The organism is Nocardia halotolerans (assembly GCF_042650145.1).
Classification (GTDB): Bacteria; Actinomycetota; Actinomycetes; order Mycobacteriales; family Mycobacteriaceae; genus Nocardia; species Nocardia halotolerans.
The window spans coordinates 15,540-42,083 of sequence record NZ_JBHSDL010000001.1 but is presented as its reverse complement, the minus strand read 5'-3'; the positions used below and the strand labels follow the sequence as shown (position 1 = coordinate 42,083).

Sequence of the window (26,544 nt, the reverse complement as noted above, 5' to 3'; positions counted from 1 at the left end):
CACGAAAAGCAAAGCCCCACATTTGTATGCCCCCCGTAAACGCCGAATGCCCGCCACGTCCAAAGACGTGGCGGGCATTCGAACAAACAGACAATCAGCCGCGAGTGAGCAGCCGCTTCAACGAACTCTCCGGCGCGGGCACCGCGGCACCACCCGCACGCGCCTGCGGACGGCGGGCACGCACCAGCCGGTCGAAGTCCCGCGCGTCGCGTACCGGCTCACGCAGTGCGCCACTGTTGAAGTCAGCGGCGAGCTGCTGCACGGTCTCCTGCGCACAGGACTTGTTGGTGCCGATGAAACCGGTGGGGCCACGCTTGATCCAGCCGGTCACATACGTACCGGGCACGACCTCACCACCGGGAGCGGTGAGCACCCGGCCCGCCTCGTTCGGGATCACGCCGCGCGCGTCGTCGAAGGGCAGGTCCTTGGTCGGCACCCCTCGGTAGCCGACCGAGGTGAGCACGACACCGGCCTCGAGCTCTTCGGTCTCCCCGGTCGGGGCCGCACTGGTGCGTCCCTCGGCGTCGCTGACCAGTTCGTTGCGCTCGACCCGCACCCCGGTGACCTCGTCGGTGCCCAGGATCTCCACGGGCGAGGACAGGTACCGGAACACGATGCGCTTGCGTTCGCCGAACGGACGCTCGGCGACGCTGTGCAGCAACCGCAGCTTCTGCTCGACCTTGAACGGCAGTTCGGGTGTGATCGGCGGCAGTTCGCCCTCGATCGCGATGTCGACATCGGCGGCCAGCAGGCCGACGAACTCGGGCACCGTGAACGCCGACTCCGCCGGACCACGACGGCCGAGGATGACGACCTCTTCGATCTTGCTCTCGCGCAGTGCGCGCAGCGCATAGGGCGCGATGTCGGTATCGCTCAGCGTCGCCGGATCGACGGTCAGGATCCGGGCCACGTCGAGGGCGACGTTGCCGTTGCCGACGATGACCACTCGCTTCTGGTTCAGATCGAAACGGTCCTCGGCATGGTCGGGGTGGCCGTTGTACCAGGCGACGAAGTCGGTGGCCGACACATTGCCGGGCAGCCCCTCACCGGGGATGTTCAGCTTGCGATCCGCGGAGGCACCGACGGCGTAGACCACGCTGTGGAAGTGCTCGAGCAGCTCGGCATGGGTGATGTGAGTGCCGATCTCGACATTGAGGTAGGTGCCGAAGTCGTCCTGCTTCGACATCACGTCGAACAGGTCGGCCACCTTGCGGGTGTGCTTGTGATCGGGCGCGACGCCGAGCCGGGCCAGACCATAGGCCTGCGGCAACCGGTCGAACATCGTGACCTCGACCCGCGGCTGGGTGAGCAGCTCGTCGGCGGCGTACATCGCCGAGGGGCCCGACCCGACGATGGCGACCCGCAGCGGCGAACGCTGCGTGTCGATCGTCGGTGGCATCACCGGCGCGGCCAGCGTGGGCCGGTCGCGTTGCACGCGGTAGAAGTCGGCGTTGATCTCGATGAACGGCTTCTGCTCTTCGGTCAGCTTCTTCGACGAAGTGATCGCGTCGACCGGGCACGCGGTGGCACAGGCACCACAGTCCACGCACGCGGCCGGGTCGACGTAGAGCATTTCCGCGACGCGGAAGTCCGGCTCATCCGGGGTCGGATGAATGCAGTTGACCGGGCATGCGTAGACGCACGAGGCGTCGCTACAGCATGACTGGGTGACAACGTATGGCATGTATCTATCGTCTCAGGCAGCGGACTTGGCGGAGCGCTTGGGCTCCGAGCGGTAACGGCTGGACGGTCCATCGATACCGAGCAGCTTCCAGACCTTGCGGGCGATCGGGTTCATCAGCCCGATCTCCTCGGCCAGAGCGCGCACGTCGACGTAGTAGTCGGCGAAGGTCCGCTTGGCTTCCTTGGAACCGTAGAACAGTTCCTTGCGCACCTCGGTGGGCATGTCGAACTTCTTGAAGAAGGTCTTGGGCGGCGTCGCGATCGCGCGGCCGAGCACGAACATCACGATCGGCATGGCGATCGAGAGCACGGCCTTGTTGAACGCGGGCTGGGCCGGGACGTTCTTCTTCAGGAACTCGTGGGCGAAGGAGATGTGGCGAGCTTCCTCGGCCACGTGGATCGCCATCACGCCGCGCATGATCGGGTGAATGTCATCGCCCGAGCGCAGGATGTCCTTCTGGATGTGGTCGATCGGCTCTTCGCCGGCGAGCACGGCCATGAAGAAGAAGTTCGGCAGGAAGGCGCCGGCGGGGGCGGCCAGGTGGCGCAGCGAGCGCACGAGCGGGTTCATGCCCGGCACGTCGGCGACGCGGTTCACCATCTCCTGGAACATCAGAGTGTGGTTGTGCTCTTCGATCATCTCGTGTGAGCAGTACCGGAACTCCGGGTCGTTGTTCTTCAGGTTGAAGATGTGCTGCATCATGCCGACGATCAGGATGGCCTCGAACTGCAGGCCGACCTTGGCGACGTTGGCCTGGCGGACCTTGCCGATCTCGATCTTGGTGTCCAGCGGCAGGGCCTGGTACCAGGGGTGCCGCCCGATCGGGTCGGCCGAGGTGACCAGCACCCAGCGTTCGGGCTTGTAGTCCGGATCGAACTCCGGGTTGTCCCAGTCGATGTCCTCGAACGGGTCGAAGTGGCGATTCACCGACGCCTCGGACAGCATCAGCAACTTCTCGGCGTACGCCTGAGCCTCGGCGACTACAGGATCGACGTCAGGGGTGGTGGGCGCAGACATCGTCGTCACTGCCTCTCCTCAAGGGACGTTTACTGTTTCCAATAGTTACACCTACGAGGGGTCACGTCAACTCCATCTACCCAGGAAATGCCCGGCTCGGGCGCGGCGAAACTGTGCCCGGATAAGCTACTCACCAGTAAAAATGCCTCTACCTGTGACACCGTGTACTGCACAGCCGATGCCGGGCACCGGTGAGCGCTGGAAAATACTTCGGCGGCGAGCGCGTCATTCCGCGCCGAGGAACCGGCGGTACCGGTTATCCTGCGCCGACGCGGCCGCCCCGCCCAGACGACGACCGGGCTCCGCGACAGCTACCGCGGAGCCCGATCGATGCCGATGTGGCTAGGTGAGCGGGAGGTCCGGGATACGGGTGGCCCGCGCGTAGACCGTCTCCCCCTCGTTCAGGTGCAGTGCCGCCGCGTCACCACGGGTCACCTGGGCGGCGAACTTGTCGCCGGTCGCGGCATTGCGCAACTCCAGGCGCACCTCGAACCCCAAGCGCACGATGCGCTCCACCGTGGCCCTGGTGACCCCGGCCGAATCCGCCGTACCCTCGTGCGCGGCCAACGCCATGCTCGGATCGCGCCCGATCCGGATGTCGTGCGGGCGCACCAGATGGCCGTTGAGCCGGGCCACCGCGCCGAGGAACGACATCACGAACTCGTTGGCCGGCCGGTCGTAGACGTCCTCGGGCGAACCGATCTGCTCGATGCGCCCCTTGTTCATCACCGCGATCCGGTCGGCCACATCGAGGGCCTCCTCCTGATCGTGGGTGACCAGCACGGTGGTCACGTGGACCTCCTCGTGCAACCGGCGCAGCCATTGACGCAGATCGGTGCGGACCTTCGCGTCCAGGGCGCCGAACGGCTCGTCGAGCAACAGCACCTGCGGATCGACGGCCAGCGCGCGCGCCAGCGCCATCCGCTGACGCTGACCACCGGAGAGCTGCGCCGGGTAACGGTGCTGGAAACCGTCGAGACCGACGATGCCGAGCAACTCGTCGACGCGCTTGTCGATCTCCTTCTTCGGCCGCTTGCGAATGGACAGGCCGAAAGCCACGTTGTCGCGCACGGTCATGTGCTTGAACGCGGCATAGTGCTGGAACACGAAACCGATGTCGCGCTTCTGCGGCGGCACGTGGGTGACGTCGTTGCCCGCGATCACCACCACCCCCGAATCCAGCGATTCCAGACCGGCGATCGACCGCAACAGCGTCGACTTGCCCGAACCGGACGGGCCGAGCAGCGCGGTCAGCTCCCCGGAAGGGATATCGATGCTGACGTCGTCGAGAGCGGCGAAGGAACCGTAGTTCTTGCGCGCGTTGGTCACGGTGATCATTCGGTGCCCCGCTTGCGTTCGAGAAGAGTCATCAGGAGGAGTACGACCAGGGCCATGCCCATCAGCAGCGTCGCCGCGCTGTAGGCGCCGAAGGTGTTGTGGTCGTCGATGTAGCGGCCGTGCACCAGCAGGGTCAGGGTCTGCGATTTGCCGGGCAGTGCGGTCGAGACCATGATCACCGCGCCGAACTCGCCCAGCGCGCGAGCCACGGTGAGCACCACACCATAGGTGAGGCCCCAGCGGATCGCGGGCAGGGTGATCCGCCAGAACGTCTGCCAGCCGGAGGCGCCGAGGGTGGCCGCGGCCTGCTCCTGATCGTCACCGATCTCGTGCAACACCGGTTCCACCTCGCGCACCACGAACGGCAACGTGACGAAGATGGTGGCCAGGACCATACCGGGCAGGCTGAAGATCACCTGGAAGCCGAGGTCGCTCAGCCCGCCGAACCAGCCACCCGCGCCCCACAGCAGGATCAGCGCCACACCGACAACGACCGGCGAGGCGGCGAAGGGCAGGTCGACGATGCCCTGCACCAGGCTGCGGCCCGGGAACTTGCTGCGCACCAGCGCCAGCGCGGTGACCACACCGAAGACCACGTTCAACGGCACGACGATGGCCACGATGATCATCGACACCTGGAACGCCGAGATCGCCGCGGGTGTGGTGACCGAGTCGTAGAACGCGCCGATCCCGCGTTCGAAGGTGCGGAACAGAATGATGGACAGCGGCAGTACCAGCAGCGCGAACAGGTAACCCAGCGCGACGGTGCGCAACGAGATCCGGGTGAACGGCGACAGCTTCATCGGGCGGCCTCTTCTTTACGCGCGGTGCGCTCGGCGAGCAGACGCAGCACCAGCAGCGTGACGAAGGCGATCATCAGCAGCGCCACCGACACCGCGGCCGCGCTCACCGGCCGGTCGACCTCGATCTGCTGCTGGATGTACTGCGAGGTCACCTGGGTCTCGCGCGGGATGTTGCCGCCGATCAGCACCACCGAACCGTATTCGCCGATCGCCCGGGCGAAGGCCAGGCCGCCGCCGGAGATGATCGCCGGTGCCAACGTGGGCAACACGATGCGGCGAAAGGTGATCCAGTTGTTCGCACCCAGCGACAGCGCGGCCTGTTCGACCTCACGGTCCACCTCGATCAGCACCGGCTGCACCGAGCGCACCACGAACGGCAGGGTCACGAAAGCCAGCGCCACGATCAGGCCGGGCTGGGTGGCGTTGAGCTGGATGTCGACCGGGCTGTTGGGGCCGTAGAGCGACAGCAGCACGATGGAGGCCACGATCGTCGGCAGCGCGAACGGCAGATCGATCAGCGCGTTGACAATGCCCTTGCCGGGGAACTCGTCGCGCACCAGCACCCAGGCGATGAGGGTGCCCATCACGAGGTTGAGCAGCGCCACGACCACCGACACACCGATCGTCACCCGCAGCGAGTCCAGCGCCGCCGGCGCGGTGACCGCTGCCCAGAACCCCGACCAGCCGTGCTCGAAGGAGCTGACGGTGAGCGCAGCCAGCGGCAGCAGCACGATGACACTGAGCCACAGCACCGCGGTGGCGATGCCGAGCGGGCCCACCGAGCCGGTGACGCGCAACCACGACCAGCGACGGCCCGGCGGCTTCGGTTTTTCGGGTTCGACGGCGGCGCCGGCGGCAGGGGTGTCCCCGGTCGCGGCGGGCCCAACGCTGTGAGTCACAGTTGTCCAGTATCGCGTGTGTGCTGGGTCACGACTTACCTGGTCGCCTGGTCGTAGACGGCGGCGATCTTGCCGGTGCCCTGGGTGAACAGGTCCTCGTCGACAACTTTCCAGCCGCCGAGGTCGTCGATGGTCCACAGGGTGGCCGGTTCCGGGAAGTCGGCGGCGAACTCCGCGGCGACCGCCGGGTCGACCGGCCGGAAGCCGGCGCGCGCCCAGGCCCGCTGCCCCTCGGTGGTGAACAGGAAGTCGCGGAAGGCGATGGCCTTGGACAGGTTCTCGGCGTTGTTGGTCACCGCCACCGGATTCTCGATCCTGATCGTCACCGGCGGATTCACGTGTTCGATCGGGTCGCCGTTGCGTTCGGCGAAGATCGCCTCGTTCTCATAGCTGAGCAGCACGTCGCCGGTGCCCTGCAAGAAGGTTTCGGTGGCTTCGCGCCCCGACTTCGGCTGCACCTCGACGTGCTCGGAGATCAGCTGCGACAGATAGTCCAACCCGGCCTGCGGGTTCTTGCCACCCTCGCTCTTGGCGGCGTAGGGCGCGAGCAGGTTCCACTTGGCCGAACCGGAGCTGAACGGGTTGGGGGTGACCACCTCCACACCCGGCTTCAGCAAGTCGTCCCAGTCCCTGATGTCCTTGGGGTTGCCCTCGCGCACCACCAGCGTCACGACCGAGCCGAACGCGACGCCCTTGGTGGCATCGGCGTTCCAGTTCTCGGCGACCACACCCGCCTCGACGAGCCGGGTCATGTCGGGCTCGACGGAGAAGTTCACCACGTCGGCGCGGGCACCGTCTCTGACCTTGCGGGACTGGTCGCCAGAGGCGCCGTAGGACGGGCGGACCGCGACCTCGTCACCGGCCTCGGTCTTGTTGAACTCGGGCACGACCTCGTCGAAACCGGGCTTGGGCACGGCGTAGGCGTAGAGGGTGATGGTGCCACCGCTGCCATCGGCCACCACCACGCTGTCGTCGGTCGAGTCGCTGACGCCGCCACCGCAGGCGGTCAGGGTCGCCGCCACCACCGCGGTGAGGGTGGCCAGGGCAACGGCGCGACGCGGCGAACCGATCCGGGTGCTGCGAGACATCGGGAAGAACCTTTCGGGAAGACCTGTCGCGCAACATCTCTGGTTGCCGCAGGAAGTGCTCTTGGCGTCGGTGGCGCGCCTGGGCTCGGGGACCCGCGGGGAACGGACTACGACTGCGAAAAGGAAAGCGCGCGCCAGTCTACTGGGCACCGACGCGCAGGCGTGTCCGGTGGATGGTCACCGACAGAGGATGTCGGCGACGGCGAGATTGCCGACAGCGATCAACGCCAGCTCATGGCGGATCTGCGGGGCGACACTCGACGACACGGGCAGACTCTAGCAGATTGCGACGCACCGCCCGGATCGGCGGCGGCGCACCGTCACCGGGTGAAGAACCAGGCGATGACGACGAGGACGAGCAGGGCGATGAGCGCGAGCTGAACGCGTGAGCGTGGCATCAGCGTGCACCACTGCCGACGGTCGGGCGCGCGGGCGCGGCGACCGCTACCGGCACTTCGGTGTGGTCGTCGCGGCCCAGGGCGCGGAAGAGCGCCCGCAGGGCGCGGTCGAGCAGGTAGGCGATGGCGAAGCTGATCGGGACCATGCCGACCAGGACGACGAGGAACTGGGGAATGAAGGGCAGTCCGGCTACCCACAGTTCGAAGCCGTCCCACCATCCTGCGATGCGTTGCACGCCGACCACCCTAGTCGGTCACGGTGAACGCCCCGCCACGGCCGGTGACCGGCGGATCGCCCGTCGTGGTGGACGGGTCACGCGTCGCCGGTGATGATGGGTCGATGGACCTTTCCAGTGCGCACAGCCTGCCGATTCTGCGTCCGGTCTCCAGTGGTCGTCGCGGCGCCTTTCCGCCGATCGACGACTACGCGTTCCTGTCCGACTGCGAGACGAACTGCCTGATCGCCACCAGCGGCTCGGTGGAGTGGATGTGTGTGCCGCGTCCGGACTCCCCCAGTGTGTTCGGCGCGATCCTGGACCGCAGCGCCGGGCACTTCCGGATCGGCCCGTACGGCATCAATGTGCCCGCCGCCCGGCGGTACCTGCCGGGCGGGATGATCCTGGAAACCACCTGGCAGACCGAGACCGGCTGGCTGATCGTGCGCGACGCCCTGGTGCTCGGGCCGTGGCACAACAACAACCAGCGTTCCAAGACCCATCGCCGCACCCCGATGGACTGGGATGCCGCCCACATCCTGCTGCGCATGGTCCGGTGTGTGAGCGGCACCGTGGAATTGGAGATGAGCTGTCAGCCCTCCTTCGACTACCACCAGGGCGGCGCGCGCTGGGAGTACACCGGCAAAGTCTATGAAGAGGCCACCGCCCGGGCCTGGAACGATCCCGATTCCGGGCCGTCACTGGTGCTCACCACCGATCTGCGCCTCGGCCTCGAGGGCAGGGAGGCGCGGGCGCGCACCAGGATGGCCGAGGGCGAACAGGCTTTCGTGGCGCTGACCTGGTCGGAGTTGCCCGCACCGGCGACTTTCGACGAGGCCGCGCACAAGATGTGGGAGACCACCGAATGCTGGCGCCGCTGGATCACCCTCGGCGATTTCCCGGACCACCCGTGGCGCAACTACCTGCAGCGCAGCGCGCTCACCCTCAAAGGCCTCACCTACGCGCCCACCGGCGCGTTGCTCGCCGCCGCCACCACTTCGTTGCCGGAGACACCGGGCGGGGAACGGAACTGGGACTACCGCTACACCTGGGTGCGCGACGCGAGTTTCGCGCTGTGGGGCCTGTACACCCTCGGCCTCGACCGTGAGGCCAACGACTTCTTCGCCTTCCTCGACGACGTCACCACCGACGACGACGGTAACGCGCTGCCCCTGCAGGTGCTCTACGGCATCGGCGGCGAACGCACCATCACCGAATACCAGCTGCCCAACCTGTCCGGCTACGACGGCGCCACACCGGTCCGCGTCGGCAACGCCGCATACGACCAGAACCAGCACGACATCTGGGGCACCATGCTCGACGCGGTGTACCTGCACGTGAAGTCGCGCGGGCAGGTACCGGAAACGCTGTGGCCGCTGCTCGAACGCACCGTGAACGCGGCCATCGCCAACTGGCGCGAACCCGATCGCGGCATCTGGGAGGTGCGCGGCGAACCGCAGCACTTCACCTCGTCGAAGGTGATGTGCTGGGTGGCGCTGGACCGCGGCGCCCGCCTGGCCCAGTTGCACGGACAGCACAATCGGGCGGCCGAATGGTTCGAGATCGCCGAGGAGATCCGGGCCGACGTGCTCGCCCACGGTGTCGACCAGGACGGCGTGTTCACCCAGACCTACGGCGGTGACACCCTCGACGCCTCACTGCTGCTGGTGGTCCTGACCCGCTTCCTGCCACCCGAGGACGAGCGGGTGCGGGCCACCGTGCTCGCCATCGCGAACCGGCTCACGGTCAACGGCCTGGTGCTGCGCTACCACACCGACACCACCGACGACGGCCTGGCGGGCGAGGAGGGCACCTTCACCATCTGCTCGTTCTGGCTGGTCTCGGCGCTGGTCGAGATCGGTGAGCTCGAACGCGCCACCCACCTGTGCGAGCGGCTGCTCGGCCTGGCCAGCCCGCTGCGTCTCTACGCCGAGGAGATCGACTCGAGCACCGGACGTCACCTGGGCAACTTCCCGCAGGCGTTCACCCATCTGGCGCTGATCAACGCGGTGACCCATGTGATCCGCGCCGAGGACTCACACCACGCCGGCCAGTTCCAGCCCGCGCACCCCCCGACGCATCGATCGTGAGCGGTCAGTAGGCGAGTCGTTCGGCGCGCTGACGCAGCGCGGCCACCGTGCGCAGGCCCGCATCGATCTCGGTGATGCGCAGCTCACGGTGGTCGCCGTAGCGCAGACCCGCCTCCTCGGCGGCGCGCAGCGCGTCGTCGGCGGTGCGCGCGACCTCGCCGGCGAGGTCGGTGTAGTGGTCGCGCAGCACCCGTTGCAGTGCGCGCAGCCGGTTGCGGGATTCCTTGCCCACCTGGAAGATCACGTCGTCGGCGAGCCGGCCCACGGCCACCTTGGCCTCGGCTTGCCTGCGCTGCTTGCGGTTTCGGCGGTCGTCCCACAACGCGTTCACACCCAGCAGCACACCGGCCCCGGCGGAGTACCAGTTGACCAGCCCCATGCCGAGCAGGCTGGTGGCCAGGCCCACCATGAGGATGCCGCCGTAGGAACCACGCAGGGCCGAGAGCACCTGCTGGCCGATACCGGCGTGCGCGCTTTCCAGCGTCTCCAGCGACTGCACCGGTTCGAGGACTTCGCCGGGGTTGGTCAGGCGCAGCTCGGGCAGCGGCGGGGTGCGATTGTGCGGTGGAAACTTCGCCGCGACCTGCTCGGAGAGTTCGACGGCGCGATAGTGCGCCATCACGAAGTTCTCCTCGACGGCCTCGCAGATCCGCGCGTCGAGTTCGGAGGCGAACTCGGCCCACTTGATGACCGGATCGGTGCGCGAGATCTCGGCTTCGGCCTCGCGGACCAGGGTCCGCAGCCGGTGCCGCAGATCGTGTTCGATGTCGGCGCTGAGCTCGGCACTGCCGTCGACCAGGGTCACCTGCCAGGTGGCGGTGCGCTGGCGCAGCTGGTCGGCCTCGGCTCTGGCGGCGGCCAGGCGCTGGGTGATCTCGGCGCGCTTGCGCGGGTCACGCAGGGCCTCGGCCTCGGCCCGCAGGGTGACGGTGAGCTGGTCGGTGACCATGGCGATGTCTCGCACCGCAGCCGCTATCGCGACCGCATCGGCCTGGGTCACCACGGTTTCGATCAGGTGGTCGATGAGCTGGGGCACCCCGGACTCGATGTCACGCTGCTGATCCCCGGTCTCGGTGGCCTGCCGGTGCAGCACCGCCGACACCGGGGCCACGGCGAAGTTCAGGCCGGCGGCGTCGAGCAGGACGCGATTGCGCCGCTGGGTCGCCGACCAGTGCGGATTGCGGTCGATCCTGGTGAGCACGCACACCACCGCGGGGCAGACCCGCTCGACCCGGCGCAGGTAGTCCAGCTGGGCTTCGGTCAGTTCGGCGGCGGAATCGGCGGCGTAGAGCACCACGTCGGCGGCCGCGATCATCGACCAGGCGACCTTGTCGTGGGTGGTGGCCCCCGGCGCGTCCATCATCACCAGTCCGTCGGCCAGCAGTGGGCTCGGCTCGGCGAATTCGGCCCGCAGCACACCGAGGGAGGTCAGTGCCGGACCCGGATTCAGCGGGTCCACCGGTACCCGTTCGACCCGGCCGCGCTGGCCCGACTTCACCAGTGTGGCGCCCGGCGATGACCCGTATTCGACGATCACCGGGACGCTCGGCTTTCCGTCGGTCGCGCTGACCGGGCTCCCGACCATGCTGTTGACCAGCGTGCTCATCCCGGCCTGCGGTTCACCGACGACCACCACGCGCACCCGCGGATCGCTGAGCCGGGCGCGGACCATGCCCAGGCGGGCATCGAGGTCGTCACGGCCGCCCGAGCGGACCAGCTGCCGCAGTTCGTCGACGAGCGACACGACCGGGGCCATCACATCAGGATGCTTCACCGTCGCGGCCTGTAGTCCGGCTGCGGCAGACAACCCGTTCCTCACTCTCGTTTCGTGTACCCGGCCCCGGGCGCGGGACTAGACGAAGTCGTACCCATGGTGTTCGGCGGGAAACACCGTGGACAGCTCGGCGCCACCCACACCCGAATCGAACAAACCGGCCGAGGCGCCATAGTAGCCGCCGTCGAAAGCGAATTCGGCAGCGATCGGCTTGATCTCCACAGCCGAGGGCTGCACCGGGGCGATCGTCGGCTGCACAGTGGCCGCCGGCGGCGGGGTGTCGATGGTGGGGACATCGACGGTGGCCGTGGGCTGCTTGGTCGGCGCCGTCGGCTGCTCGACGGGCATCGTCGCGGTCGGCTGGGTCGCAGTCGGTTGTGTGGCGGTCGGCTGAGTCTCTGTCGGTTGGGTGTTGGTCGGCTGGGTCTCTGTCGGCTGAGTGTCTGTCGGGGTGGGCACATCCACGGTGGGTGTCGGGGTACTCGGAGTTGTCGCCTCACCGGTGCCGGTACCCGGCTGAGTGGTGGCGCCGTCGTCGGGGACGGTGGGTGTGACAGGGACCGTGACACCGGTGGTCGGGGTGGTGATCTCGGGCACGAGCGGCACGGTGGCGGTGGGCAGCGGCACCGTCGAGGGGGTGGTGAGGTCCACGGTCGGCGCGGTGGTCGGCTCGGTGACCGACGGTGTCGTCGGCTGCGTGGCCGGGGTGGTGGCCGACGGCTCGGGCAGCACCACCGGCTCGGCCGGCGTGGTCGGGCGGAACAGGTCGGGCACCGCCGCGGCGGGTGCGGTCAGCGGCGAAGCCCCCGACCCGGGACCGTCGAGCACGTTCGCGATCGGGGTCGACGCCGCATCGGGCTGGATGGTCGTCTGCAGCGGTGTGTTCACCACCGGGCTGACGGCCACGGGAGCGACCGGCGCCACGGGCACAGGAGCGGTGGCTACCGGGGCCGGCGCGGGGGCGGGCGGAGCGGTGGCGATGGGCGCGACGGGGGCCGGGGCGGCGACCACAGGTGCGGGGGCACCGGACAAGCCGGCCGAAGGACCGGGCAACGTGGCGCCGGCGCTCGGCGCACCGGTCGAAGGCCCGGGCAGCGCCGATGAACCGGCCACACCGCCACTGCCCGCCGACGGACCGGCCGCACCGACACCACTCGCCGGGGAACCGGTCAGCGCGGGCCCTGTGCCCGCCGCTCCGGCACCTGCGGTCGTCGAGCCGTCGGCAGCGACGCCTGTGGTCGAAGCCCCGGGCACAGCGGCGCCGTTGCTCGCGGCATCACCGGTCGGGGCACCGGGACCCGCCGGTGCGGCGGGGCCGTTGCCGAGTCCGGCGCCTCCGTTCGTGTCACCGGGGATCCGGATTCCGTCGCTGAGCCACTGGCTGTAGTCGTCGAGTTCGTCACCGACCTTGCCGACCTGCAGATCCACCTTCATCTGCGAGGTGAACCACACGCCGTCCAGGCCCGCGTGCATGTCGACCTGCCACTCGGAGGTCACCATGGCGCCGACACCGTCGAAGAACCCGTCCAGGTCGCCGATGCCGTCGAACAGGCCGCCCTGCCCGCCGCCGCCCGCGACCGGGCCGGACGCGCCGGGAAGGCCGTCGAGGCCGGAGTTGCCGAACCCGTTATCGGCACCGAAACCGGGCAGCCCGGCGCCGTGGCCCGGAAGACCGTCGAAGCCGGGGATCCCCGCCCCGGGCAGCCCGTCGAATCCCGGGATGCCACCGGGCAACCCGTCGTAGCCGGGGATACCGATGCCGTCGCCCGGCAGACCACCGAAGCCGGGCAGATCGATACCGCTACCGGGGCCGTCGGACTCCGGTGTTCCGAAGCCGTCGTCGCCGTGGCCGAAGCCCGGCCGGGCCGGGCCGTAGGAGGGAATGCCGATGCCGTTCGAGTCGTCGTCGGTACCGGGGATACGCATTTCGCGTTCGCCGTCGGAGCCGGGAATCTCGGGACGCCCGCCGCTTTCGGCCGACCGCGCGACCATCGTGACCTCGTTGTCGAAGGACGTCTGCCCACCGAAGGGCAGGTGCGGGGTCAGCGGGCCGGGCTGGGGTTCGGCGGGCAGGTCGGGGAAAGTCATGACCGGGCTGGGTGCGTCCGGGCTCGGATCGGCGGGCAGGGTCTGCGACGACCAACCGGCGTAACGACTGTCGGCACTGCTGGTGCCCTGCTCGGGTGCGGTCCCGTTGGCCGCGACCAGCGCGCCACCGGTGACATAGGCGCCCGCCCGCGCTACCCGGGCGACGCCGTTGGCCACCCGGTAGGCCGTGTCGGAGCCCTCCTCGCGCGCATCACCGTCGTCCAAAGGCAGATCACGGGTCATTCTGGCTCCAACACTCGCACCGCGGAATCCCCTCACCACGATCGAGGTGAAGTGAGGATCATCCAACACTATTTCCGGAAGTCCGAACTGTCATTCGCACAGAACGGTCGGCCCCACCTTATGGCCGGCAACACCTTTCGGCGAGACGGTGGAACCAGGGGCATCGGATCCCCACAGAACTCTAACGATTGCTCAATCAAGCGTGAAGATCGCCCACTTAACGTCGGAACTCGCCGACCGATGGAGTCGGCGGAACCGAACTTCAGGAGCAATCGACCATGACCTCATTCTCCGGCCGTATCCGCACCGTCTCGCTGCTCGGCGGCGTCGCACTGCTCACCGGCACCGCCGCGGGAGTCGCCTCGGCCACCCCCGGTGAGACCCCCGGGTTGGGTGACCCCAGCCGGACAATCGTGCTGTGCGTGCCACCCCGCGACGGAGCTGCCCCCGGCGCGCTCACCGAGTCCCAACGGGTCGTCCTCGACGCGCCGGGAGCAGTTTCCGGCATCGACTTCAGACCTGCCGCGCCCGCCCTGCCCGGTGCCGACGCGGTCGGCGAGTGCACGGGGATCGATGCCGACTCGGTCGAAACCGGGCCCGCACAGCCGACCGCACCGGCACAGCAGGTGGTCGTTCACCCGCCGCGCCCGCGCTGACCAGCAATGACAGCCGATCACACTAGGGTGAGCCGATGACTGGAGAGCAGATCTTGGTCGTCGACGACGAGGTCCGCGTGCTTTCCTCGCTGCGCCGTGGCCTGGAATTGTCCGGCTTCGACGTCCTCACAGCGAGCGACGGCGCCCAGGCCCTCACCCTGGTGCGATCCGCGGCACCCGATGCCATGGTGCTCGATGTGAACATGCCCGAGCTCGACGGCGTCGGCGTGGTGACCGCGCTGCGCGCGCTGGGCAACGACATTCCCATCTGTGTGCTCAGCGCACGCAGCGCGGTCACCGACCGGATCGCCGCGCTGGAACGCGGCGCCGACGACTACCTCACCAAACCGTTCGACCTGGGTGAGCTCGTCGCCCGGTTGCGCGCGCTGCTGCGGCGCAGGCCGACGACCGGCGCGCCCCCCGGGGAGACGATCCAGGTCGGGGCGGTGGTGATCGATCCGGCGGGTCATCGGGTGCGCGCGGACGGGCGGTCGGTCGAACTCACCAAGCGCGAGTTCGAACTGCTTGCGGTGCTGGCCCGCAACGCCGGTATCGTGCTCGACCGCGAGCAGATCCTGGCCACGGTCTGGGGCTACGACTTCGCCACCGACACGAACGTGGTCGACGTGTTCGTGTCGTACCTGCGCCGCAAACTCGAGGCGAATGGTGTTGCACGAGTGGTCCATACGGTGCGCGGTGTCGGTTTCGTGTTGCGGGATCAGCCGTGAAGCACACCACCGGGTCGTGGTCGTTGCGCACGCGGGTGGCGCTGGTCTCGGCGGTAGTGGCTGCGCTGGTGACGATCACCCTCGGCTTCACCTACGCGGCCTTGCTGGAGGTGGCGGGCGCGCGGCAGTTCGATCAAACCGTATCGACGATGCGCGTCGAGGTGGCCGACTCCGATACCCGACTTCCGGTACCGATCGAGACCGCCCCGGACATGGCGCCCACCCAACCACTGGACCCGGCGCTGACCGATGTGCGGGGAGCGCCGGGCCTGGTCGTCCGGTTGAGTCCGGATCGCGCCCTCGTCGACGCGGCGATCGGCCGCAGTCAGCTGATCGGTCTCGGCGTCGGTGTGGCCGGCGTGCTCGTCGCGGCCTGCTTGGGTTGGGTACTGGCCGGTTTCGCCGCACGCCCCCTGCGCAGGCTGGCCGGCGCCACCCACGAGATCGACACGCTCGACGCGCTGCCACCGCTGTCGGGACGTGGTGTCCGGGAGGCCGAGGAACTTTCCGAGGCGATCAACCGCATGCTGGCGCGGCTCGAGACCGCGCACAGCGAAACGAACCAGGCACTGACCAGTGCCCGCGATTTCGCCGCGGTGTGCGCACACGAACTGCGCACCCCGCTCACGGCGATGCGCACCGACCTGCAGGTACTCGCCGGCGGCGAACTACCCGCCGACCAGCGCGCGGGCGTGCTCACCGAAGTGCTCGCCGCCGAACGTCAGGTCGAGCACACCCTCACCGACCTCGAACGGCTCGCAGTCGGCGAGCTGACCGACCGCAGCGCCTTCGAGCCGTTCGAGCTCTGCGAAACCCTGGACCGTGCGGTGCAGAACGCGAGACGCACCCAACCCGCAGTGGCCATCGCGCTCACCGAGTGCGATCCGATACCGATGTCCGGGCTGCCCGGCGGAATCATGCTGGTGGTGACCAACGCGGTCGGCAACGCGGTCGAGCACGGGCACGCCACCGAGATCACCGTGAGCGCCCGAACCGACGACGACGGCGTTCGTATCGTCATCGACGACAATGGCACCGGCATCCCGCAACACCTGTCGCGCACCGCATTCGAGCGCTTCGCCAAACGACCCGGCTCCCCCGGCTCGGGGCTCGGCCTGGCGCTGGTACGTCAGCAAGCCGAATTACACGGCGGCACAGCAGAACTCACTCACAGCCCGCTCGGCGGCACGCGACTGATCGTGCGCGTCGCCGCCGAGCCGGGCTGAGAGCTATTTACCCTTCGGCTTGTCCGAGGCGGCGTCCGAGGACAGCGCGGCCACGAAGGCTTCCTGCGGCACGTCGACCCGGCCGATGGTCTTCATGCGCTTCTTGCCCTCCTTCTGCTTCTCGAGCAGCTTGCGCTTACGGCTGATGTCGCCGCCGTAGCACTTGGCGAGCACATCCTTGCGGATGGCGCGGATGTTCTCACGCGCGATGATCTTCGAACCGATCGCCGCCTGGATGGGCACCTCGAACTGCTGACGCGGAATGAGTTCACGCAGCTTGGTGGTCATCTTGTGGCCGTAGGCCTGGGCCGCGTCACGGTGCACGATGGCGCTGAACGCGTCGACCGCCTCACCCTGGAGCAGGATGTCGACCTTCACCAGGTCGGCCTGCTGCTCACCCGACTCCTCGTAGTCGAGGCTGGCGTAGCCGCGGGTGCGCGACTTGAGCGAGTCGAAGAAGTCGAAGATGATCTCGGCCATCGGCATCGTGTAGCGCAGCTCCACGCGCGACTCCGACAGGTAGTCCATGCCGCCGAGCTCACCGCGGCGGGCCTGGCACAGCTCCATGATGGAACCGATGAATTCGCTCGGCGAGATCACCGTGCACTTCACGATCGGCTCGAACACCGAGCGGGACTTGCCCTCGGGCCAGTACGAGGGATTGGTGACGATGTGCTCGGTGCTGTCTTCCATCTCCACCCGGTACACCACGTTCGGCGCGGTGGAGATGAGGTCGAGGCCGAACTCGCGCTGCAGACGTTCGCGGGTGATCTCCATGTGCAGCAGACCGAGGAAGCCGCAGCGGAAACCGAAGCCCAGCGCCACCGAGGTCTCCGGCTCATAGGTCAGCGCGGCATCGTTGAGCTGCAACTTGTCCAGTGCGTCGCGCAGGTCCGGGTAGTCCGAGCCGTCGACCGGGTACAGACCCGAGTAGACCATCGGGCGCGGTTCCCGGTAGCCGACGAGCGGGGTGGCGGCGCCGTTGCGGGCGCTGGTCACCGTGTCACCGACCTTCGACTGGCGCACGTCCTTCACCCCGGTGATGAGGTAACCCACCTCGCCGACCCCCAGGCCCCGCGTGGGTTTGGGTTCGGGCGAGACGATGCCCACCTCGAGCAGCTCGTGGGTCGCGCCGGTCGACATCATCTTGATCTTCTCGCGCGGAGTGATCTTGCCGTCCACCACGCGGATGTAGGTGATCACACCGCGGTAGGTGTCATAGACCGAGTCGAAGATCATCGCGCGCGCCGGGGCGTCGGAGTCACCCACCGGGGCGGGCACCGTCTTGATCACCTCGTCGAGCAGCTCGGTGACGCCGACGCCGGTCTTGCCCGAGACCCGCAGCACATCCTCGGGCTCGCACCCGACGATATGAGCCAGCTCGGCGGCGTAACGGTCGGGGTCGGCCGCGGGCAGGTCGATCTTGTTCAGCACCGGGATGATCGTCAGATCCTTCTCCAACGCCAGGTACAGGTTGGCCAGGGTCTGCGCTTCGATGCCCTGGGCGGCGTCGACCAGCAGGATCGCGCCCTCACAGGCCTCGAGCGCACGCGACACCTCGTAGGTGAAGTCGACGTGGCCCGGGGTGTCGATCAGGTGCATCACATACTCGTCGCGACCGGACTCGGTCTCGATCGTCCAGGGCAACCGCACGTTCTGCGCCTTGATCGTGATGCCGCGCTCGCGCTCGATGTCCATCCTGTCCAGGTACTGGGCGCGCATGGCGCGGTCCTCGACCACACCGGTCAGCTGCAACATCCGATCGGCCAGGGTGGACTTGCCATGGTCGATGTGGGCGATGATGCAGAAGTTCCGGATCCGGGACGGATCGGTGAACGTCGTGTCGGCAAAACTGGAAGCCACTCCACTCCTCGAGGGGTATCGGCGAACTCGCGTTCATCGTCCCATGACGGGATCGGCGGCTTCGTCACCGGTGCACTGTTGTGCGAGTCACCGTTATATTCCAAGCATGGCCAGCAGTTGGAACACTCTCGGCAAGCAGCTCGGCGTGATCGCCAAGGAGCAGGGGCCGAAGATCGTGCGCAAGCAGGGCCCGCGGCTGCTCGAGAAGCTGGTGGGGGCGCTGGGGACCAAGCCGGGCCCGGCCGTGGCGGTCCGCCCGACCGCCTCGACGCCGGTACCCACCGCGCATCGTGCCCGCCAGATCGTGTACTGCCCGCAGCTGGACGGGCGCGCCGATCCCGGCGAGGTGGTGTGGACGTGGGTGCCCTACGAAGAGGACCCCACCAACGGTAAGGACCGCCCGGTCCTCGTGGTCGGTCGCGACCGCAGGACGCTGCTCGGGCTGATGCTGTCGTCGAAACCCGAACGCGCGCACGACCGCAACTGGGTCGGCATCGGCTCGGGACCATGGGATCACGCGGGCCGGGCCAGCTGGGTGCGGCTGGACCGGGTGCTCGATGTGCCCGAGGACGGTATCCGGCGCGAGGGCGCGATCGTGGAGCGCCGCACCTTCGACCTGGTCGCGCACCGCCTGGTCGCCGAATACAGCTGGAGCTGAATCGACGAGTGAACCCCCGATCCGGCGTGGCCGGGCCGGGGGTCGGTGTCGAATCGGGGCCTAGCTCAGCACATCCCTGGACCGGCCGAAGATCGAGCCGTAGACCAGCGCGCCCAGCACGCCGCCGATCAGCGGGAACACGAAGAATGCCCACACCTGCCCCATCGCACCGTCCTGATAGGGGGCGACGGCGAGGCTGCGGGCCGGGTTGACCGAGGTGTTGTCGACCGGGATCGAGATCAGGTGGATCACGGCGAGCGTGACACCGATCGACAAGCCGGCCATCGGGACATCGGAGATGCGGTCGGTCGAGGCGAGCACGACGAACACCAGCACCGCGGTGAGCATCACCTCGATGATGATCATCGCCGCCATCCCGTACCCGCCCTGCACCACCACCTCTCCCAGCGGGCCGGTGGCCGCCGACGGACTGTGATCACCCCACCCGTTGGCTGCCAGTCCGTCGACGGACCGGTCGTAGGCGGGCAGATTCTTGGCCACCGCGAACAACACCAGGCCGGCCAGCAGACCACCGACGAGCTGGGCGATCCAGTAGCCCACCGCCGAAAGCGGCGTGACCCGGCCGAGCAGCAACTGCCCGAGCGTCACCGCGGGATTGACGTGACACCCCGAGATCGGCCCGATGGAGTAGACGAGGAACATCAGCGTCAGACCGAAGGCCAGTGCGACGCCGAGCGCGCCCACCCGGTCACCGGCGATGACCGCGGTGCCCACCCCACCTATGACCAGAAGGAAGGTGCCCAGACCTTCCGCGGCCCATTTCTTGGGTTCGGGTACGACTTCGGGTTCCGTGAGTTCCTGTGCAGTGAGCGACACCAGCGACCACCTCTCCGGGAGAATGATCCCCGCGGCGAGCGGGGTCCGCACGAGCGAACTGGACGTTACGCCTGGTAGACACCCAGTACAATGATCTCAGGGTCGGTCACGGCGTGTGAGAACAAACCGCTTCGGCAGCTCGCGGCCTTCATCGCGGCGACCGGTGTGACGCCGGACGGCGGGGTAGGGGCGATTTCGCGGCGCGCCCCCGAGCTGGTAACCTCGACCTTCGGCGCGGTGTTACCCGTAGTTCAGCACCATCTGCTGCATCGTGGGCGCGCGCCCAACGAGCTTTCAAGGCATACCACCCAGCGACAGGAAACCAGAGGATACAGGCGTGGCCAACATCAAGTCCCAGATGAAGCGGATCCGTACCAACGAGGAAGCGCGTCAGCGCAACCAGTCGGTCAAGTCCGCGCTGCGCACCGCGATCCGCACCTTCCGTGAAGCTGCTGCCAGCGGTGACAAGGAAAAGGCTGCCGCGCAGCTGCAGTTCGCGAGCCGCAAGCTCGACAAGGCCGCGTCCAAGGGCGTCATCCACGCCAACCAGGCGGCCAACAAGAAGTCCGCGCTCGCGCTGGCTCTGAACAAGATCTGATCCACCCGGGTCCTGTACCCGGTTCACACTTCGCAAGACGCAGCCGCCGTGGCCTCGATGACCACGGCGGCTTTTGTCGTCGGCTACCATTCCGCGCATGTTGACGGTGTACGCGAATCAAACGGTGGTACGAGGCGAAGACCTGGCCGAGGTGGTCCGCGCCGCGGAGATCCTGGGACTCGGCCTCAAGATCGAGAACGTGATGGTGCCCGACGAGGACGGCAACTATGTCGCCGCGTGGATCGTCACCCGTGAGGACGAGGTCCCCCTCTACGACGAGTGGGAAGGCCGCTACGAGGATCTCGAAGAGGACGAGGAGGCGCTGGCCGTCATCGGCGAGTGAGCCCGCTCAGTTCACACAAGGGATCCGGCCCGAGGTGACATCGCTGCGAACCGGGTCGCCCACGTCGGGCGCACTCGTCGTGGACGGCCCGGACCGCCCACCCGAGGACCACACCGCGGGCGCTTCGGTGCGCTGCGTGAGCCGCCGGGTCGAGGTGGCCGGGGCCGTGGTGGTCAGGGGCGTGCCGAACGCGGCGGCGATCTCGCGGCGGATCGCCACGGGGTCGACGATGTTCACGTGCTGGCCGTTGATCATGGCGTAACGCAGCACCGGCAGGGTCCGGAATTCGATCTGCGGGTCCTCGGCGCTGCCGAGCGTGCGAACGAACTCGGTCATGTCCCAGCCGTCGGAGAGCACGATATTGCGGTGCGCCACATCCATCAGCGCCGAGAGCTTACCCGGATCGGTGAGGGTTCCCGCCTGACGCAGCTGCCACGCCACCGAAGTGAGGAACGCCTGCTGGCGGTGGGTGCGATCCAGATCGCCGTGCTCTAGTCCGTGCCGTTGCCGCACGAACGCCAGCGCCTGCGCCGGGTCGAGATGCTGGCGGCCCGCCGGGAAGTCCGCGCCGGAGAACTCCAGGTCGCGCACCGGATTGTTCAGGCACACCTGCACGCCGCCGAGCGCCGCGGCCAGATCGTAGAAGCCGGCCAGGGTGACCTCGGCGAACCGGTCGATCGGCACCCCGGTCAGCTCACGCACCGCCGCGACGATCGAGGCGCGACCGGCTTCGCGACTCTGCTGCTCGAGCTGCCGGCGGTCGGTGACCCCACGGGCGATCAGCTGCTCCTGCACCGCCGCCTTCTTCAAACCGTAGGCTTCCTTGATCTTGGCGTGGGTGTAGCCGGGGATGCCACGAACCCGGACATAGTCGTCGCGTGGGATCGACACCGCGACGATCTTGTCCAGGTCGGCCGGAATATGCACCAGGATCAAGGTATTGGCGTTGTAGCCACCCTCGTCGCCGTCACCGGCGTGCAGTTGCTCGAGAATCCGGCGGGGCAGTTCCTCGCCGTTCTGGTCACGGCGGGTGTCCAGGCCGATCAGCAGGATGTTGAGGTCACCGCCGAGCGAGTGTGGCGCGTCCTCACCCAGGGCGTCCGAACGCAGGAACCCCGCGTCGAAACTGCCCGCGGTGGCCCATCCGTAGGCGGTGACAGCCACGATCGCCGCCGACAACCCCGCGGTGAACCACTTGATCAGCGTTCGCGCCGCACGCCGCAGGGAACCCCGGGCGCGTCGATGTCGTCCGCGCTCGCCGGCCGCAGCACTGGTCGGCTCATCCATGTCACGATCAACTCTGCCAGCTGCGATAGCGGACAGACATCGCGATTCGGTCCCGATTGGGTGGTGGCGAACCGGGTACTCCCGGTGCTTCGGTTGGAATCAGCTGGGGTCAGCTGGGGTCAGCTGGGAACAAGCCCGGCCGAACAATGCCTCTGCTTCAGCAGCCAGCGCGACGGGCCCGGGAGTCAGCTGGGGCCAGCTGGGGAGTTGGCCGGGCGCGACTCGGGTGCTGCGCGCGTTCTCGGGTCAGCCGGAAGCCCGGCCTGGGGTCAGCCCGCGGCGCGGAGGTCGAGAATGCGTGACAACGCGTGTTCGACGGCGTAGGTGGCGTCCGCCGCGCCGCCCTTGACGTCGGCGTTGAGGGTGGCGACCACACCCAGGGCGGTGCCGATCGTGGCCGGGTTCCAGCCCCGGGCCTGGGCCTGGGCCTTCTTCACCTTCCACGGCGGCATACCGAGTTGCTGGGCGAGTTTGAACGGGTCACCGCGTCCCGCCGAACCGACTTTGGCGATGGTGTGCACCGAGTCGGCCAGAGCATCGGCGAGCAGCACGTGCGGTACACCCCGATCAGTGGCCCAGCGCAGGGCTTCCATCGCCGCGGGCCGGTCACCGCTGACGGCGAGTTCGGCGACATCGAAACCGGTCACCTCGGCCCGGCCGGAGTAGTAACGGCGAATCGCCGTCACGTCGACCTTGCCGCCGGTGTCGGACACCAGTTGTGAACAGGCGGCGGCCAATTCGCGCAGATCGAAGCCGACGGACTCGATGAGGACCTGCATCGCCTCACCGCCCACCTTGACACCGGCGGCCCGGAATTCCCCGCGCACGAACTCCATGCGTTCGGCGGGCTTGGTGAGTTTCGCGCATTCGTGCACGATCGCGCCCCGCTTCTGCAGCGTGGGCACCAGCGCTTTGGCGCGGCCACCACCGGAGTGCAGCACCATCAGCACCACGCCGTCCGGCGGGTCGGCGGCGGCCTCGGTGATCACCGCGACCGCGTCCTTGCCCGCCTCGGCCGCTGATTCGAGCACGATCACCCGATCCTCGGCGAACAGCGACGGGCTCAACAGTTCCGCCAGTTCGGCAGTGCTCGCGTCACCGGCACGCAGCCGGTCGATGGGCACAGCGTCCGGATCGGGCACACCGGCACGGACCTCACTCATCACCCGCGCCACCGCGCGTTCGACCAGCAGCTCCTCGTCACCGAGAACCAGATGCACCGCGGCAGGGCGTTCGCTCACGAGGCGATCCTACGTAGGCGCACCGACAGTGGCCCGGCCCGCCCTTCGGCCTCCTTCCGCGCCCACATCAATCGGCCTACCCTGGGTTTCATGCCTGTCGATATCCCCGCACCGAACTGGGCGCCTACCTCGTGCACTCTGCCCAGCACCGACGTCCCGCTGCGTTTGGCCGAGTTCGATCAGCTCTTCGCCCAGTCGGTACGTTCGGCCGCCCGCCCCGATCCGGCGGTCCTCGAACTCACTCTCGCCCCCGAAGCCGAAGCGACCGCCCGCGACCTGACGGCTCGGGAATCGAACTGCTGCTCGTTCTTCGTCTTCTCCTTCGCGGCTCGCCCAGACGGCGTGGTGCTGCGCATCGAGGTCCCCACCGACCGGGTGGACATCCTGCAGGCCATCGCCGAGCGGGTACACCTGCACGACGACGACGCGAAGTAGCGGTACGCAGGTCGGCGACCGTACCGAAGACCACCACGTCACCGTGATGATCGGTACGCGCGATCGTGGTGCCGAGCGCCGCCAGCGCGGTGACGACACTCGCATGCGGGTGCCCGAAACTGTTGTCCGCGCCCGCGCTCACCAATGCCAGCCGCGGACCGACCGCGCGCAGGAACTCCGGAGTGGTGGTACGTGAACCGTGGTGCGGCACTTTGAGAATGTCGGTTCGAATATCTCTGCCGCGCATCACCTCTCCCTGCGCTTGCGCCTCGATGTCACCGGTGAACAGCACCGTCCCCACCGGCGTCCGAGCCCGCACCACCAGTGATCGATCATTGGCGCCCTCCGCCCCCACCGACGCCGACCGCCCCGGAGCAAGAACGGTCAGCTCGACACTCCCGAAACTCAGCACCTGCCCCGCAGACAATTCCAGCAACGGAATCCCCGCTGCCTCCGCGGCATCGATCACCTCCACCACTCCCCCGCTCCTGCCCGCATCATCATGGGTTTCCGAGTGTCCGGCACCGACCTCCGCCCGCGGATGTTCGCGGCCACTGGTGGATATCCCGGGGCAGGAGGCGAGCAGTTCCACTGATCGCCCAACGGACATCGTCGGCGGAGTGAATGGCAGCACGGGTGTGGTAACAGTCGGCACGCGCCGGGCGACAGTCGGCACGCCTGGGCCATCAGTCGGCACCCCTGGGGCAACAGTCGGCACCCCTGGGCCATCAGTCGGCACCCCTGGGGCAACAGTCACCACGCCTGGGGCAACAGTCACCACGCCTGGGGCAACAGTCACCACGCCTGGGGCAACAGTCGGCACACCTGAGCCATCAGTCAGCACCCCTGGGCCATCAGTCACCACGCCTGGGGCAACAGTCGGCACCCCTGGGCCATCAGTCACCACGCCTGGGCCATCAGTCACCACGCCTGGGGCAACAGTCACCACGCCTGGGGCAACAGTCGGCACACCTGAGCCATCAGTCAGCACCCCTGGGCCATCGGTCACCACGCCTGGGGTGACAGTCGGCGCCCCTGGGGCAACAGTCGGTGCGGGGTTGACCGGTCGGCCCGTGTTGGTCGGTCGGTGCAGTGGTGTTGCAGTCGGGCAGCGGCCGCCGGTAGTGGGACGGAGTTCTCCCGGGGCGGTGGCGATGGCGTCGACAGTGCGGCCGCGGATCGCCCCGGAAAGGCCGCCGATGTGGTCGGCGTGGGGGTGAGTGAGGACGAGCAGCGGGACGTGGGTGATCCGGAGACGGTCCAGGCAGCGGCGGATCGAGCGGGGATCGGGACCGGTGTCGATGACCACCGCGGAGCCGGGGCCGACCGCCAGCGCGAGGCCGTCACCCTGGCCGACATCGCACATCGCCAGCACCCAACCGGCGGGTGGCCACTCGGGCTGCCAGAGCCGCGTCGGCACGAGCACCAGCGCGATGCCCAGCACCGCCACGGTGAGTAGCCGGCGAGGCCGTGGCCAGCGCAGCACCGCCACCAGCAGGATCACGATCGCGGCGGTGATCAGGCCACCTACGAGACCGGATCGCACCGTCACCGTGGCGCCGGGGATGGCGGCGAGATGGTCGGCCACTCCGAGCAACCACCACAGCGGCGGCCGCGCGCACCACAACACCCACACCGCCGCGTCGATCCACACGCAGGCCAGAACCGCGCCTACCGCACCGATCACGGTGATCACCCCGACCACGGGTGCCACCAGAGCGTTTGCCACGATCGCCACCGAGCTCACCCGCCCCGACAATGCGACCATCAGCGGCAGCGTGACGACGAAGGCGCCCGCCGAGACCGCCACGATCTCGGCGGGAGCACGCCACCATCCCCGCGCTCGCAACCAATCCGCCCAGCTCGGCGCGAGCAGGATCAGCCCCGCCGTGGCGACCACCGACAGGGCGAACCCCGCACTCACCGCCAATTGCGGTGCGACAGCGAGCAATCCGATCACCGCCGCGCACAAGGCCGGCAGGGCCTGTTTGCGCCGACCGGTGAGCAGTGCCAACACCGTCACCGATCCCATCGCTGCTGCCCGGAGAACGCTGGGGTCGGGACGGGCGAGAACAATGAACACGACAACCGCCCCCACCGCAGCTGCGGCGCTGGTCCGCGGTCCGGCGGTGAGCACCCGTGTCAGGGCGAGCAGAGCGGTCAGCAGAATGGTGAAGTTCGCACCGCTCACCACGCACAGATGCTGGAGCCCGGCGATTTCGAACGAGTCCCGTACGTCCGTGGACAGCGCGCTGGTGTCACCGACTACCAGTGCGGGCAGCAGTCCCGCCGCAGCGGGTGGCAGCGCCCGCGCGGCGGCTTCTGACAGATCACCGCGCACGTCGGCGGCCAGTCGCTGCCACCACGGCGGCACTCCGATGGGCTCCGGTGCCGAGATCGCCCGGAGGGCGGCCACGGTCAGGTCTGACCGGGTCGGTTCCATCACCTTCGCCCGCAACCGAACCACCTGGCCAGGGATCAGTTCCGCCCATTGCTCTCCGGCCGCGAGGATGATGAGCGCACCACCGGCCCGTACTCGGCTCGGTCTGCTCTCGAACTCCTGCAAACTCGCCCGGACCACCCACCGCCGCTGCTCACCGAACGAACCGGCCCGAATCTGCTTGGCGTCGTCGTCGATCACCGCCACCACGGTGGCGGTGCGCCCGAAGAAATCTCGTAACGGGTGCGCCTGCACGTGGTGCTCGCGCCACGCGGCCGCCGCCGCGAACCCCGCCGTGAGCACCATGGTCGCCAATGCCGCGACGGCCACCACCCGCCACCGTTCCCGCCGGTGCGCAGCGGCCCACAACAGCACGACCCACGAACCGATCGCCACCACCACCGCGGCGACAGCTATCGCCACCCCCGCCAACCATCCGAGTGTCAAAGCGACCAGGGTGGCCGCCCAGCACCCCAGCGCCGCCGGCACCAACCGCATATCGAGAACCTGGTGTTCGGGTTGGTCCTGCTCGATCGCATCGGCACTGTGCACGGTCCTCATCCGTGGACCATCCGAATACCGTCGCCTGACCGCA

22 protein-coding genes are annotated in these 26,544 nt (G+C 68.4%); 7 read left to right on the top strand and 15 right to left on the bottom strand.

Annotated features, from left to right (window positions below):
* Positions 1–94: 94 nt before the first annotated feature.
* From ACFO5K_RS00180 to ACFO5K_RS00145, 8 genes are all read right to left on the bottom strand, one after another.
* Complete coding sequence (locus ACFO5K_RS00180) at positions 95–1,684, bottom strand: FAD-dependent oxidoreductase (protein ID WP_378555027.1); 1,590 nt, start codon at positions 1,682–1,684, stop codon at positions 95–97.
* A 12-nt stretch (positions 1,685–1,696) separates the two neighbouring features.
* Positions 1,697–2,710 carry an AurF N-oxygenase family protein gene (locus ACFO5K_RS00175; protein ID WP_378555026.1) on the bottom strand — a complete coding sequence of 338 codons (1,014 nt, stop codon included), beginning with the start codon at positions 2,708–2,710 and terminating at the stop codon, positions 1,697–1,699.
* Positions 2,711–3,043: 333 nt separating this feature from the next.
* Entirely contained in the window at positions 3,044–4,039 is a 996-nt protein-coding gene (locus ACFO5K_RS00170; protein ID WP_378555025.1) for a sulfate/molybdate ABC transporter ATP-binding protein, read from the bottom strand.
* On the bottom strand, positions 4,036–4,842 hold the full coding sequence (gene cysW, locus ACFO5K_RS00165) for a sulfate ABC transporter permease subunit CysW (RefSeq protein ID WP_378555024.1): 807 nt from the start codon (positions 4,840–4,842) through the stop codon (positions 4,036–4,038). The genes ACFO5K_RS00170 and cysW overlap by 4 nt, the downstream gene beginning before the upstream one ends.
* Positions 4,839–5,639, bottom strand: a complete 801-nt coding sequence (gene cysT, locus ACFO5K_RS00160) for a sulfate ABC transporter permease subunit CysT (protein WP_378555172.1) — start codon at positions 5,637–5,639, stop codon at positions 4,839–4,841. The genes cysW and cysT overlap by 4 nt, the downstream gene beginning before the upstream one ends.
* Before the next feature lie 137 nt (positions 5,640–5,776).
* Positions 5,777–6,829 (bottom strand): sulfate ABC transporter substrate-binding protein, encoded by a 1,053-nt coding sequence (locus ACFO5K_RS00155; RefSeq protein ID WP_378555023.1) that lies wholly within the window; start codon positions 6,827–6,829, stop codon positions 5,777–5,779.
* Between the two features lie 177 nt (positions 6,830–7,006).
* Complete coding sequence (locus tag ACFO5K_RS00150) at positions 7,007–7,096, bottom strand: Ms4533A family Cys-rich leader peptide (RefSeq protein WP_019045829.1); 90 nt, start codon at positions 7,094–7,096, stop codon at positions 7,007–7,009.
* Positions 7,097–7,226: 130 nt separating this feature from the next.
* A complete protein-coding gene (locus tag ACFO5K_RS00145; protein WP_378555022.1) occupies positions 7,227–7,463 on the bottom strand; it encodes a hypothetical protein in 237 nt (78 codons plus the stop codon).
* Positions 7,464–7,567: 104 nt separating this feature from the next.
* Between ACFO5K_RS00145 and ACFO5K_RS00140 the strand changes: the two genes are divergently transcribed.
* Positions 7,568–9,532 (top strand): glycoside hydrolase family 15 protein, encoded by a 1,965-nt coding sequence (locus tag ACFO5K_RS00140; protein ID WP_378555021.1) that lies wholly within the window; start codon positions 7,568–7,570, stop codon positions 9,530–9,532.
* 4 nt (positions 9,533–9,536) lie between these two features.
* Here ACFO5K_RS00140 and ACFO5K_RS00135 read toward each other — a convergent pair whose 3' ends face one another.
* Together ACFO5K_RS00135 and ACFO5K_RS00130 are read right to left on the bottom strand one after the other, a co-directional pair.
* Positions 9,537–11,339: a hypothetical protein gene (locus ACFO5K_RS00135; RefSeq protein ID WP_378555020.1), complete on the bottom strand. Its 1,803-nt coding sequence runs from the start codon at positions 11,337–11,339 to the stop codon at positions 9,537–9,539.
* Between the two features lie 45 nt (positions 11,340–11,384).
* Positions 11,385–13,637, bottom strand: coding sequence for a hypothetical protein (locus tag ACFO5K_RS00130; protein ID WP_378555019.1), 2,253 nt, complete (start codon positions 13,635–13,637; stop codon positions 11,385–11,387).
* Between the two features lie 278 nt (positions 13,638–13,915).
* Here ACFO5K_RS00130 and ACFO5K_RS00125 point away from each other — a divergent pair, with 278 nt between their 5' ends.
* The 3 genes from ACFO5K_RS00125 to ACFO5K_RS00115 are packed head-to-tail and all read left to right on the top strand — an operon-like array spanning position 13,916 to position 16,247.
* Positions 13,916–14,293 (top strand): hypothetical protein, encoded by a 378-nt coding sequence (locus ACFO5K_RS00125; protein WP_378555018.1) that lies wholly within the window; start codon positions 13,916–13,918, stop codon positions 14,291–14,293.
* Between the two features lie 35 nt (positions 14,294–14,328).
* Positions 14,329–15,021 (top strand): response regulator transcription factor, encoded by a 693-nt coding sequence (locus ACFO5K_RS00120; RefSeq protein WP_378555017.1) that lies wholly within the window; start codon positions 14,329–14,331, stop codon positions 15,019–15,021.
* Positions 15,018–16,247: a sensor histidine kinase gene (locus ACFO5K_RS00115; protein ID WP_378555016.1), complete on the top strand. Its 1,230-nt coding sequence runs from the start codon at positions 15,018–15,020 to the stop codon at positions 16,245–16,247. Before ACFO5K_RS00120 ends, ACFO5K_RS00115 begins: the two co-directional genes overlap by 4 nt.
* A gap of 3 nt (positions 16,248–16,250) precedes the next feature.
* On the opposite strand, the gene lepA is transcribed toward ACFO5K_RS00115, so the two are convergent.
* Positions 16,251–18,110, bottom strand: a complete 1,860-nt coding sequence (gene lepA / locus ACFO5K_RS00110; RefSeq protein ID WP_378555015.1) for a translation elongation factor 4 — start codon at positions 18,108–18,110, stop codon at positions 16,251–16,253.
* A 106-nt stretch (positions 18,111–18,216) separates the two neighbouring features.
* On the opposite strand from lepA, the gene ACFO5K_RS00105 reads away from it, so the two are divergent.
* On the top strand, positions 18,217–18,768 hold the full coding sequence (locus ACFO5K_RS00105) for a type II toxin-antitoxin system PemK/MazF family toxin (protein WP_378555014.1): 552 nt from the start codon (positions 18,217–18,219) through the stop codon (positions 18,766–18,768).
* Between the two features lie 60 nt (positions 18,769–18,828).
* Here the strand turns inward: ACFO5K_RS00105 and ACFO5K_RS00100 are convergent, their stop codons facing one another.
* A complete protein-coding gene (locus ACFO5K_RS00100; RefSeq protein WP_378555013.1) occupies positions 18,829–19,605 on the bottom strand; it encodes an aquaporin in 777 nt (258 codons plus the stop codon).
* Between the two features lie 337 nt (positions 19,606–19,942).
* On the opposite strand from ACFO5K_RS00100, the gene rpsT reads away from it, so the two are divergent.
* A complete protein-coding gene (rpsT, locus tag ACFO5K_RS00095) occupies positions 19,943–20,203 on the top strand; it encodes a 30S ribosomal protein S20 (protein ID WP_378555012.1) in 261 nt (86 codons plus the stop codon).
* A 97-nt stretch (positions 20,204–20,300) separates the two neighbouring features.
* Positions 20,301–20,546 (top strand): hypothetical protein, encoded by a 246-nt coding sequence (locus ACFO5K_RS00090; RefSeq protein ID WP_378555011.1) that lies wholly within the window; start codon positions 20,301–20,303, stop codon positions 20,544–20,546.
* 6 nt (positions 20,547–20,552) lie between these two features.
* Here the strand turns inward: ACFO5K_RS00090 and ACFO5K_RS00085 are convergent, their stop codons facing one another.
* The 3 genes from ACFO5K_RS00085 to ACFO5K_RS00075 form a co-directional block, all read right to left on the bottom strand.
* Positions 20,553–21,833: an LCP family protein gene (locus ACFO5K_RS00085; protein ID WP_378555010.1), complete on the bottom strand. Its 1,281-nt coding sequence runs from the start codon at positions 21,831–21,833 to the stop codon at positions 20,553–20,555.
* 269 nt (positions 21,834–22,102) lie between these two features.
* A complete protein-coding gene (gene holA / locus ACFO5K_RS00080) occupies positions 22,103–23,074 on the bottom strand; it encodes a DNA polymerase III subunit delta (RefSeq protein WP_378555009.1) in 972 nt (323 codons plus the stop codon).
* Positions 23,075–23,312: 238 nt separating this feature from the next.
* Positions 23,313–26,510 (bottom strand): ComEC/Rec2 family competence protein, encoded by a 3,198-nt coding sequence (locus ACFO5K_RS00075; protein ID WP_378555008.1) that lies wholly within the window; start codon positions 26,508–26,510, stop codon positions 23,313–23,315.
* Between the last annotated feature and the right edge of the window lie 34 nt (positions 26,511–26,544).